An 11,973-nucleotide genomic window follows, 5' to 3' on the forward strand; every position below is an offset into this window, starting at 1 on the left:
GGTAATTAAAACATGCAAACTAATGTTGCTACTCAACAAAGTATTGAACCCAATCAATTAGCTAAACATGCCATTAGTGTGCATAAGTTCGGTGGTAGTAGTTTAGCTACCACCCAATGTATTGAACGTGTCGTTTCAATTATTCAGAAAAATTGTCAGCTTAATGACGTGGTGGTTGTTTCCGCCAGTGGCGATACCACCGATGAAATATTTGCCTTATATCAACTCGCCTTAGAGCAAGATGAAAACTTTCCACAGGCACTATCTGCACTTGAGCGTAATCAAAGTCAGCTTATTGAATCATTATTAAGTGACAATAATAGCCAGCAGCTTATTCAGTTATTAAAACAAGATATCGCGCAAATAGTGCAGTGGAGTGCGTCAAATTTGCCTGCGCATCATAGCGATATTTTAGCCTTCGGAGAAGTTTGGTCGGCGCGCTTGTTGTCTGCAACCTTGAACGAACGTGTATGCCCTAGCTATCATCTTGATGCCCGTGATTTTTTAGTCATTAACAATAGTCACGATTGTCAATTAGAGCAAAATATTAGCGCAGCGCAATTTAGAGCACTACAGCAACATAATAAGCTTGTAGTGGTAACAGGTTATATTACCAAAGACAGCGCCGGAAATAGCTGTACATTAGGGCGAAACGGCAGTGACTATTCAGCAACCATTATGGCGTCGTTGGCTAATGCCGAGCGTGTCACTTTGTGGACGGATGTTGATGGTATTTATAGTGCCGACCCAAGAGTTGTGCCTAATGCCCGTAAACTCAACCGTTTGCCCAATGGTGTTGCAAAAGAGCTTGGCCGTTTAGGCAATCCGGTATTGCATGCCAAAACCTTGCAGCCGTTAATCGACAGTACAAATGACCGTGTTATTCACTTGCATGTCGCCAGTAGCTTTGCCCCAGAAATTAGTGGTACAGAAATTGGTAAATTTGGCCAAATTGCTAAGCAAGAATTATCGATAACGTATCAAAATGATTTGTTGCTCGCGAAGTCTGAAAGCTTTAAAGGCGAACAAGGTAAGGCGTCAAACGCAGAATTTAACTACTTGTGCGCTGATTATGGTCAAGGCTTTGTGGTTATTAGCCAAACACAGCAAAAAGCGGTAAGCCAATGGCTTGCGAGCCACAATACTGAAGTGTCATTTACGCCAGTATCAATTGTTGGCGTTGTTGGTCATAAAGTTAGCCAGCATGGCAGCATTAAAGCACGTTTTAAGCGAGCGTTAAAAACTGCGCAATATAAACACTTGTTACCTTCTGACAGTAAACACGCATTAATCGCGGTGTTGCCACAACCCTGTACGGTCGAGCTGCTCAACATTATTCACCGCAAAATGACCAAAGATGCGCGACATATCGGTTTAGTGGTTGCCGGTTTGGGTAATATTGGTCAACGCTTTTTAGAGATGTTGCCTAAGCAAATGACAAAAATTGACGCACTTGAAAGTGTGCATTTGGTTGGTTTGGTTTCATCGAAAAAAGCGTTATTACAAACCGATGGTATCGATGTTAATCACGCTATTGAATTGTTTGAGCAAGAGGCAAGTACTTATGATGAAGCTTCATTATTATCATCGTTAGCCAATCATCCTTATGATGAATTAATTGTCGTCGATATTACGCCAAGTGAGCAATTTAGTTTACTGTACGCGCAATTTTTTCAACAAGGTATTCATGTTATTGGCGCTAACAAATGGGCGGCGTCATCAAGTACGGAACATTACCAACAGTTAAAACAGCTTGCTGCAAAGCATGAAAGCTTATGGTTAGGCAATACTACCGTAGGTGCAGGCTTACCGATAAATTTTGCCATCGATGATTTATTAAATAGTGGTGATGAAATTCAGCAAATATCAGGGATTTTTTCAGGCACATTATCTTGGCTGTTTGAAAGCTATGACGGCAGTGAGGCATTTTCAAGCTTAATGCTAAATGCGCTCTCACAAGGGATCACTGAGCCAGACCCACGCGAAGATTTATCGGGTCGCGATGTGCAACGAAAGTTACTTATATTGGCTCGTGCTGCTGGTTTTAACTTATCGCTGGAAGATATTGATTGCGTAAACTTAGTACCAGAGGCGTTGCAAAATATCAGTAAAGAAGAATTTTTAGGGCGTGCGAATGAGCTGGATGATTTTTTTGCTGAGCAACTTAGTCAAGCGAATGCCAATGGGCAAGTGATTCGTTATGTTGCACGTTTTACGGTAACGGCTAATCGTTCGTTTAAAGCACAAGTCAGTTTAGAAAAATTATCGAAAGATCATGCGTTTGCTAATTTAACGCCATGCGATAATATTTTTGAAATTACCAGCAATTGGTATCAAGACAACCCACTGATTATCCGTGGACCTGGCGCAGGGCGTGACGTTACTGCAGGTGGCATACATTCTGATCTAGTGGCTATTTGTCAGCAATTAGCGAGCAAGCAGCAGCAAGTCACCATTAAAGGTTTGAACTAGTGACTAAACCAGCTTTGCTAGTTTTGTTTAACTGACTGAAATATAAACAATTCACGACTGCTAATCGTGAATTGTTACGACAATGTTAAAGATTCGTTAGCAATATCTTTGATTTTAAAAGAAAATAAATTTTTACTTGTACCTTTTTTCGATATTCAATAGCATGCAAGTTATGAGTTTGTTATCGAGCCTTTAATATTGTCTCCAGTGATCAGCGATTCAATTTTTACTTCTCAAGTAAAATCACTTATCAGCCGAACGTTCGGTCGAAGTGCTGCACATGACAGTGTATTAGATCGTGCAATCAACTTTTTTACCAGCCACGCCTTTGCAGCACATCAAAAAGAGTTATTAACTGAAAAAGTCGACAAGCTACAAAGCCAATTAAGCAAAGCCAAAGGTAATAGCAAAAAAGCGATTGAACAGCAGTTAAATCAAGTTAACACCAAATTACTGGGGTTTGGAGAGCAAGACACAAGTGCACGTAAAACCAGATACGAGCATTTATTTAATATCTGCGAAGAGATTATTTCCCTTACTGAAGGGGAAGATTTCAACGAAAATAATCGTAAATCAGCTCAGTTTTTAGGGACGATCCAGCTATTTAGCCCAACTGAAGGCGCTAAAATTTCTCAAAATAATGAACAGTGTAAAAGCATATATAAGGCGGTACTATCGCTTAGAATGCTTGATGCATTGTGCATTGCTGGGCAAGTTAACGATGAATACGTAAAACACTACCTTCAAGATATTCCTGCAGACAAGTTTAAAAATTTTGCGACAGAAGCACCTGAGGCTTATCAAGAATTTGTGCTGTGGGTAAAAATACCGATAGTAATGGCTGCACTGATACAAGATATTGGTAACTTTCACCCCGACGCGCAAGAAATTTTACTGGGTGAAAATGCCGACCAAGATCCACATCGCACCTTATTGATTGAAGAGCGCAAGCAATTACTGCAAATTAATTACCGAGAAACAGTACGCTATTTTATTACGGGTCTAGGCGAGCAGGCATATTTTGGCAATTCTCGTGATGATAGAGACAATTTTGTACAAGCAGAGCAAAAGCGATTAGTCTTTGTCCGTCATTTACTTAAAAGCAGTGTTCATCCAAAAGAAGGTATTGGCAATTTACTCAAAGTGCCGCAAATATACACCTCGATAATTTTATCAACTAAAGCAAACTATCAATATAAGTTACTGCCAAAAGTGTATCAGGTGCTTAATCAAAATGCTGAACGGGGCAATTGCAGCCAGAAGGCGGTTGATATTTTATATCGGATTACTGGTATGTTCCCACAGGGCTATGGCGTGACGTATATTCCGAGCGAATCCGATGGCAGCCCAAGTGATTGTTACGAGTATGCTATTGTTAATCGTCTTTATCCCGATAACCCGTTGCATCCTAAATGTCGTATTGCCACCAGAAAACTAGGCTTTATAGGTTTTGGGCAAGATATTACTATCAGTAAAGATAGAAACCTTTATTTTCCGGAAACCGTAAAGAAAATGTCGAGCATTAGCAAAGAGCGCTTGAACGAAATTTTGGAACTGTTGGCCTCTAACTACAAAGAGCGGCAAGACCTCGATTTACTGCCAAGATGTTGGCATACCAAAGATTTCTTTTCGATGAAGAATAATCAAAAATTGTGGGTTAAACTAACCTAAATAGCCAATTCAGCGACTACTTTAGGCAATAACGTTCAATTAAGGTTAATAATAATTGGTCTGTTTTAGCTATTTCACTATGTGCTAAAAACTCATTTGGCTGATGCGCTTGGTCAATAGAGCCTGGGCCTAATACGATGGTTTGACAACCAAGCTGTTGAATAAACGGTGCTTCGGTTGCGTAATTTACCGCACAACAACTATGACCACTAATTTCTTCGGCAATATCAATTAAGCTACTTGGCTTGGCTTGTTCAAAGCTTGGTGAACTTAAGTGCAATTCTTTGATGGTAACCCTTGCTGGGTATTTTTCTGCAATTGGTTCTAAAGCTTTTGTTAGCCACTGAATTTGTTCTTCATCGGTCATACCCGGCAATGAGCGTAAATCGATGTCGAGCTGACAGCTACCACAAATTCGATTGGCATTATCGCCACCTTTAATGGCACCCAAGTTAATTGTTGGTGTCGGCACATTAAACGCTTGATGATGAAATTTGCTGTTTAAATCGTCTTTAAGTTGCAGTAATTGGCCAATGGCTTGATACATAATTTCAATCGCATTCACCCCTTTGCTAGGATCACTTGAGTGACCAGACTTACCTTGAATAGTTATGCGATGCGACATATGACCTTTGTGCATTACCACAGGCACAAGGTTAGTTGGTTCGCCGATAATGGCAGCGTCAGGTTTTATTGTCTGGCTTTTGGCGAAAAATCGCGCGCCTGCCATTGTAGTTTCTTCGTCTGCCGTTGCTAATATGTACAGTGGTTTTTTTAACTGTTTGGCAGTAATGGTTTTGCATGCTTGCAAAATAAAGGCAAAAAAACCTTTCATGTCGCAGGTACCTAAACCGAAAAATTTGTCATCTTGATTCGTTAAGGTAAAAGGATCTGACTGCCAACGATTTTCATCATATGGCACAGTATCGCTGTGACCAGCTAATAATAATCCACCTTCACCACTGCCTATTGTGGCTAAAAGATTAAATTTATTGCGGGTATTGGGGACTTTTTGAATATCAATGTTAAAACCTAATTGCTCAAACCAAGTTGCAAGTAGTTGAATAATTTCATAATTACCTTGATCCCAACTTGCATGGGTCGAACTAATCGAAGGTTGTGCAATCAATTCAGTAATGGCTTGCTTAAAATTTGGTAGTGCTTTTTGGGCATTAATCATGGTTGAACTCGTTGCATGCTAGTGGATGGACGTCATAAAAATTTAATAAATAATTATGCTGAATAGTTGCATAACTACCCACTTAGTGTTACTTTGCACTCTCAGTTTAAATAACCTAGTTCCATAACGCTACGGAAAAATGAAAATGGCTTCAACTCTACGACGACGATTATTTTTATTTACTAGCTAAAGTGAGTGAAAATCTTGTTTCAACTAACTGAAACAAGTGTGGTGTTTAGAGTATAATTTTTTAATTTGTAGAAGCACATTTTTTAGAGGCCTTATGAAAGTAGCAGTTATTGGTGCAAGTGGTTACGTTGGTGCAGAGCTTATCGCTTTGTTATGTCAGCATGACAAAATTTCTATCGAACATTTAGTTATTTCTGAAAATAGCTCATCAGCCGGACAAACCTTTGCCGAACTTCACCCGCGCTGGCAAGGTGTTTGTGAATTACCGCTTCAATGTTTCTCTCAAGCTTGGTTCGATAGTGCCGTAAATAGCATTGACGCAGTATTTTTTGCCACCCCGCACGAATTTAGCGCTGACTGGGCAAAAGCCTTTGTTGATGCTGGCGTGAAAGTATTCGACCTGTCTGGCGGCTTCCGTTTATCTAACCCTGCTGATTACCCAACCTATTACGGTTTTGAGCATAAAAACCAAGATGCCTTAGAACAAGCGGTTTATGGCCTTGCCGAATGGAATGCCGAGGCGATTGCTAATACAAACTTAGTCGCTGTTCCTGGTTGTTACCCAACCGCGAGTTTATTATCGCTTAAACCAATTACTTCTAATAACTTACATGTTGAAAATTCACTGATTGTTGTTAATGGCATCAGCGGCGTCAGTGGCGCAGGCAGAAAAGCATCACTTGCGACCAGTTATTATGAAGTAAGCCTTACGCCATACAATATTCTTCAGCACAGACATCAACCAGAAATTAGCCAAGAAGCCAATGCTCAGGTAATTTTTAATCCGCATTTAGCGCCTTACAAGCGTGGTTTATTAGCCACGGTTACCTTACAGCTAAAAGCTGATGTTACCAGCGAACAAGTTGATAATGCTTTTAATCAAGCTTATGCCAATACGCCATTGGTACGTGCAGTTTCTGCTTGGCCAAAAATTGACAATGTATCGTTCACGCCATTTGCTGATGTTTGTTGGAAATATGACGCTGATAAACAAGTCGTCGTCGTTAGCTGTGCTATCGATAATTTATTAAAAGGCGCGGCCTCTCAAGCGGTGCAATGTGCCAATATCTCACTAGGGTTACCAAGTGAATATAGCTTAACCGCTGCTGTTGTTAGCTAACCTAGGAATGAAAATGACTAAACCATTAGTGATCAAAATCGGCGGCGCAATTTTAGAAAAAGAAAGTGCGCTATCGGCATTATTAGCAGTGATAAAACAACTGGAAAACCAAGCGGTGGTTTTAGTACACGGCGGTGGTTGCGTGGTTGATGAAATGCTAAGCCAAGCAGGTTTTACTACCGAGAAAAAACACGGACTGCGTGTTACTCCAAAAGCGCAAATGCCGATTATTAGCGGCGCGCTAGCTGGTAATGTTAATAAGTCGATTGTGGCCACTGCTGCAAGTATGGACATGTTAGCGGTCGGTTTAAGCTTAACTGATGGCGATATGATTTCATGCCAGTTAAGTGAAAAAGATTTAGGCTCGGTAGGTGAACCTAGCCCACATAACAGTAAATTATTAGATACGTTATTAAACGGTAACTTTTTGCCGATAGTATCGTCAATTGGCGCACTAAAAAATGGTGAGCTAGTTAACGTTAATGCCGATGACGCCGCGGTTGCTATCTGTCAGTTATTAAATGCTGAATTATTATTATTAACCGATGTACCCGGGGTAAAAGGGGCAGCAGGTGAATGGTTAGTTGAACTTGGTAGTGAACAAGCCAATCAACTAATTGAACAAGGGGTTATTGCTGGCGGAATGACTGCCAAAGTAAATGCAGCACTACTGGCTGCCAATCAATTACGACGAAGCATCGCGGTTGCCAGTTGGCAGTCACCTGAGCTTATCGTTGAGCTATTAGCAGGTGGCAATGTTGGCACCCGCATTTTAGCTGATTGATTATTTACTGATAAAAATTTTTAAAGGATTTATTTATGTCTTTACCCACGAGCAAATTAGAAAACTTTTTAGCTGACGACCAGCTAAACAAAAGCCAAATTTTAGACTTAATTGCTTTGGCCAAAAAAATTAAGGCCAACCCTGCTGAATATAATCAAGCGTTAGCAGGCAAGTCAGTTGCAATGATTTTTGAAAAACCGTCGCTACGTACCCATGTAAGTTTTGATATGGGCATTAGTAAATTAGGTGGTCATGCGCTGTATTTAGGTCAACAAAACGGTAAATTAGGTGAACGTGAACGCATCAGTGATTACGCCCATAACTTATCTTGTTATGCTGATGCCATTGTTGCTCGTGTTTTTGAAAACCAAGCAATTGAAGGTTTAGCCAAGCATGCTAGCGTACCGGTAATTAATGCCTTGTGTGATCTTTACCACCCGTGCCAAGCGCTAGCTGACTTTGTTACCTTGTCAGAATTATTTGACGATATCAGCAGCGTAAAATTTGCATATGTCGGTGATGGTAATAATGTTTCAAATTCATTAATGTTAATGGCTGCCATTGTTGGTGTAGATTTCACTTTAGTTTGTCCAGAAGGCTGCGGCCCTGAAGGTGACATGCTAGCCAAAGCACAGGCGTTTGCTAAGCAGTCGGGTTCAAAAATGGACTTTACAACAGATATTGATGCCCTTGGCGAGCAAGACGTTATTTACACTGATACATGGGTATCTATGGGTGATGAAGACCCAAGTAAAAAAGCCGCCATTTTAGAAAAATTTGCCCCGTATCAAGTCAACCATGACTTAATGGCAAAAGCGGGCGCAACTAAAGTGATGCATTGTCAGCCGGCGCACTTAGGTGAAGAAATTACTACCGAGCTTTTTGACGATAAAGATATGTCAGTGGTTTTTCAAGAAGCGGAAAATAGAATGTGGGCGCAAAACGCAGTATTAGTAACCTTACTCGCTGAGTAGTGGTTAGGCTGTCATTAGTTCATTCACCTTCGTCGTTGAACATGCTCAAGTAGAAGTCTACGTTCCGCGTGTTCGCCTTGAATGAGAATGAACTAACTTAACCCTAAGCCACTACAGTAATAGAGTGGCTTATCAAAAAATACATAACGATCAGCATTCAAACGAAAGAGTAGAAGTTGTCGTTATAGAAAAATATATGGTTAAGTGGTTTTGGCAGTCAAAATCATTTAGCAAAAAAATTAACTTAAAACACAGATAAATCAGCGTTCTCAGCATCTATCTCACTAAGCATAAATGTTGACTACAAAGAAGATTAAGGAATTGAAAATGGCTTTAGCAGCGAAAAAGAAAATCAAAAAAGTAGTACTAGCGTACTCAGGCGGATTAGACACATCAGCGATCATTCCATGGTTAAAAGAAAACTATGAAGGTTGTGAAGTTGTTGCCTTTTGTGCCGATGTTGGTCAAGGCGAAGAAGAGCTTGAAGGCATTAAAGAAAAAGCCATTGCCTCAGGTGCATCTGAATGTCACGTGGTTGACTTAAAAGAAGAATACGTAAAAGACTACATTTACCCAATTTTAAAAACCGGTGCCGTTTACGAAGGTCAATACCTACTAGGTACGTCAATGGCGCGCCCTGTTATTGCTAAAGCACATGTTGAAGTTGCGCTTAAAGTAGGTGCTGACGCGGTATGTCACGGTTGTACTGGTAAAGGTAACGACCAAGTACGTTTTGAAGCTTGTTTTGCTGCCTTAGCACCGGAGCTTACTGTTATTGCGCCATGGCGTGAGTGGGACATGGTTTCTCGTGAAGACCTATTAAACTATCTTGCTGAGCGTGATATTCCATGTTCTGCATCATTAACTAAAATCTACAGCCGTGACGCTAACGCATGGCACATTTCACACGAAGGTGGCGAGTTAGAAGACCCTTGGTGTGAGCCGTCTAAAGAAGTGTGGACGATGACTGTCGATCCAATGGACGCACCAGACGAAGCACAACGTGTGCAATTAAGCTTTAAAGACGGTGAGCTAGTATCAGTTGACGGTAAAGAGCTTTCAGCATACGAAGCACTGATGTACTTGAACGCACAAGGTGCGGCACATGGTGTTGGTCGTATTGATATCGTTGAAAACCGTTTAGTGGGTATGAAGTCTCGTGGTTGTTACGAAACCCCAGGCGGCACTATTTTAATGGCGGCTTATAAAGGCTTAGAAACACTTATTTTAGATAAAGAGTCGTTAAAATACCGTGAGTCAATTGGTCTTGAATTCTCACACGTTATTTATGACGGTCGTTGGTTCACACCACTAGCAAAAGCACAACTTGCAGGTGCCGCCTCTTTTGCTGAGCAATTAACCGGTGATGTTGTTGTTAAGCTTTACAAAGGTACTGCGCAGGTTACCCAACGTCGCTCTCCTAACTCGTTATACTCTGAAGAGTTCGCGACATTTGGCGCAGACGATGTTTACGACCAAAAACATGCTGAAGGTTTTATCCGTTTATTCAGTCTTTCTAGCCGTATCACTGCTCTTTCTCAGAAGGAGAAGTAATCATGGCATTATGGGGCGGCCGTTTTAAAGGCGAAGCAAGCGTACAGTTTAAGAAATTCAATGACTCACTGCCGGTAGATTACCGCATGGCCGTGCAAGACATTGTCGGTTCAATTGCTTGGGCTGGTGCTATTCATAGTGTAGGCGTATTAACGGCAGATGAGCATACCCGTTTAGTGGCAGCATTAAATGAGCTAAAAGCATCAGTTGAAGAAAATCCAAAGCAAATTTTATTATCAGACGCGGAAGATATTCACAGCTGGGTTGAAGGCAAACTTATTGAAGCCACTGGCGATTTAGGTAAAAAGCTGCACACCGGCCGTAGCCGTAATGACCAAGTAGCAACCGATTTAAAATTATGGTGTAAAGAAACTGGCGGTGAATTATTACTGGCGTTAGTGAACTTACAACAAGCGATGATGGATTTGGCAGAGCGTGAAAAAGACACGGTGCTGCCAGGTTATACCCATTTACAACGCGCACAACCGGTGACTTTTGGTCACTGGTGTTTAGCTTATGTTGAAATGTTTAACCGTGATATTGGCCGTTTAAAAGACGCACTTTACCGCGCAGATACTTCGCCATTAGGCTCAGGTGCTTTAGCTGGTACGGCGTATCCGATTGATCGTGACTTATTAGCGCAAAACTTAGGTTTTCGCTGTGCAACGTTAAACAGCTTAGATGCGGTATCTGATCGTGATCACGTGATTGAGTTTTTATCAACGGCGAGCATTTCAATGATGCACATGTCGCGTTTTGCTGAAGATTTAATTTTTTACAACTCAGGTGAAGCCGGTTTTGTTGAAATGAGCGATTTAGTCAGCTCAGGCTCGTCATTAATGCCGCAAAAGAAAAACCCAGATGCGTGTGAATTAATTCGCGGTAAAGCGGGCCGTGTTATGGGCTCACTTACTGGCATGATGGTAACGATGAAAGCTTTACCATTAGCTTATAACAAAGACATGCAAGAAGACAAAGAAGGTTTATTTGACGCGCTTGATACTTGGTTAGAAGTGATGGAAATGGCGGTATTAGTGGCCGACGGTTTAAAAGTAAATCGTTCTCGTACTTTAGCTGCTGCACAGCAAGGTTATTCAAATGCGACTGAATTAGCCGATTACTTAGTAGCGAAAGATATTCCATTTCGTGAAGCGCATCACATTGTTGGTGAAGCGGTATTGGCAGCAATTGACGCCGGTCATGCCCTAGAAGATTTCACCCTTGCGCAATTACAAGAATTTAGCGATAAAATTGAAAACGATGTTTATCAGTATTTATCAATTGAGTCATGTTTAGACAAACGTGAAGCGATTGGTGGTACTTCGCGTGTTCAAGTGCAAAAAGCGATTGATAATATGCAGTCAGGTGAAAACGATACCTTAAGCGCACAAGTGATTGGCGCACCGGGTAAAGTGCAAATTCAGCATGCGTTAAAGCAAGTGAAACAACGTTTGAATGCACAACGCGCGGCGGCGTTATCTGTTCGTCGTGCTCGTATGTCAGATGTTGATAAAATTCACCAACTTGTTGCCTACTGGGCTGATAAAGGTGAAATTCTGCCGCGCAGCCGTGACAATATCATTCATGATATTCAAAACTTTGTGGTTGCTGAAATTGACGGTCAAGTCGTGGGTAGTGCTTCGCTTTATATCTACCAAACCGGCTTAGCGGAAATTCGCTCAATTGTCGTTGATGAAGCTTTCCATGGCCAAGGTCAAGGCCAAGCCATGGTACAATACTTGTTAGAGTTCGCGCATGAAATTGAACTTCAACAAATTATTGTATTAACATACGTACCTGATTACTTTAGTAAACTTGGTTTTGCTTCAATTGAGAAAAGCAGCTTAGCTGATAATATTATTGAAGACAGTGAGCAAAGCCCGCATAAAAACCCAGAAGATGAAATTGCGATGGAATACATAGTTGATCGTAGCAGTAAATAAGTTTTAATCAGCTAGAAGCTAGAAGCTAGAAGCTAGAAGCTAGAAGCTAGAAGCTAGAAGCTAGAAGCTAGAAGCTAGAAGCTAGA

General features: G+C 41.1%; 8 protein-coding genes. 7 read left to right on the forward strand and 1 reads right to left on the reverse strand.

Annotated elements, in window-relative coordinates:
* Positions 1 to 12: 12 nt before the first annotated feature.
* Together metL and ACRRSQ_RS17145 are read left to right on the forward strand one after the other, a co-directional pair.
* On the forward strand, positions 13 to 2,472 hold the full coding sequence (gene metL / locus ACRRSQ_RS17140; RefSeq protein WP_440876996.1) for a bifunctional aspartate kinase/homoserine dehydrogenase II: 2,460 nt from the start codon (positions 13 to 15) through the stop codon (positions 2,470 to 2,472).
* 207 nt (positions 2,473 to 2,679) lie between these two features.
* Positions 2,680 to 4,143, forward strand: a complete 1,464-nt coding sequence (locus ACRRSQ_RS17145; RefSeq protein ID WP_440877008.1) for a hypothetical protein — start codon at positions 2,680 to 2,682, stop codon at positions 4,141 to 4,143.
* A gap of 16 nt (positions 4,144 to 4,159) precedes the next feature.
* On the opposite strand, the gene argE is transcribed toward ACRRSQ_RS17145, so the two are convergent.
* On the reverse strand, positions 4,160 to 5,323 hold the full coding sequence (gene argE, locus ACRRSQ_RS17150; RefSeq protein ID WP_440876997.1) for an acetylornithine deacetylase: 1,164 nt from the start codon (positions 5,321 to 5,323) through the stop codon (positions 4,160 to 4,162).
* A gap of 283 nt (positions 5,324 to 5,606) precedes the next feature.
* Between argE and argC the strand changes: the two genes are divergently transcribed.
* From argC to argH, 5 genes are all read left to right on the forward strand, one after another.
* Positions 5,607 to 6,632: an N-acetyl-gamma-glutamyl-phosphate reductase gene (gene argC, locus ACRRSQ_RS17155; protein WP_440876998.1), complete on the forward strand. Its 1,026-nt coding sequence runs from the start codon at positions 5,607 to 5,609 to the stop codon at positions 6,630 to 6,632.
* A gap of 13 nt (positions 6,633 to 6,645) precedes the next feature.
* Positions 6,646 to 7,416 (forward strand): acetylglutamate kinase, encoded by a 771-nt coding sequence (gene argB, locus ACRRSQ_RS17160; protein WP_440876999.1) that lies wholly within the window; start codon positions 6,646 to 6,648, stop codon positions 7,414 to 7,416.
* Positions 7,417 to 7,451: 35 nt separating this feature from the next.
* Positions 7,452 to 8,390 (forward strand): ornithine carbamoyltransferase, encoded by a 939-nt coding sequence (locus ACRRSQ_RS17165; protein WP_440877000.1) that lies wholly within the window; start codon positions 7,452 to 7,454, stop codon positions 8,388 to 8,390.
* A gap of 327 nt (positions 8,391 to 8,717) precedes the next feature.
* Entirely contained in the window at positions 8,718 to 9,944 is a 1,227-nt protein-coding gene (locus ACRRSQ_RS17170; RefSeq protein ID WP_440877001.1) for an argininosuccinate synthase, read from the forward strand.
* A gap of 2 nt (positions 9,945 to 9,946) precedes the next feature.
* A complete protein-coding gene (gene argH / locus ACRRSQ_RS17175; RefSeq protein WP_440877002.1) occupies positions 9,947 to 11,887 on the forward strand; it encodes an argininosuccinate lyase in 1,941 nt (646 codons plus the stop codon).
* Positions 11,888 to 11,973: the final 86 nt, after the last annotated feature.

The organism is Thalassotalea sp. PLHSN55 (assembly GCF_052030545.1).
GTDB lineage: Bacteria > Pseudomonadota > Gammaproteobacteria > Enterobacterales > Alteromonadaceae > CANMXU01.

What these genes read in the sequence shown, in the direction of transcription:
- argH (WP_440877002.1), top strand. Translation starts at nt 9,947, where the DNA reads ATGGCATTATGGGGCGGCCGTTTTAAAGGCGAAGCAAGCGTACAGTTT.
- argC (WP_440876998.1), top strand. Translation starts at nt 5,607, where the DNA reads ATGAAAGTAGCAGTTATTGGTGCAAGTGGTTACGTTGGTGCAGAGCTT.
- metL (WP_440876996.1), top strand. Translation starts at nt 13, where the DNA reads ATGCAAACTAATGTTGCTACTCAACAAAGTATTGAACCCAATCAATTA.
- ACRRSQ_RS17170 (WP_440877001.1), top strand. Translation starts at nt 8,718, where the DNA reads ATGGCTTTAGCAGCGAAAAAGAAAATCAAAAAAGTAGTACTAGCGTAC.
- argE (WP_440876997.1), bottom strand. Translation starts at nt 5,323, where the DNA reads ATGATTAATGCCCAAAAAGCACTACCAAATTTTAAGCAAGCCATTACT.
- argB (WP_440876999.1), top strand. Translation starts at nt 6,646, where the DNA reads ATGACTAAACCATTAGTGATCAAAATCGGCGGCGCAATTTTAGAAAAA.
- ACRRSQ_RS17165 (WP_440877000.1), top strand. Translation starts at nt 7,452, where the DNA reads ATGTCTTTACCCACGAGCAAATTAGAAAACTTTTTAGCTGACGACCAG.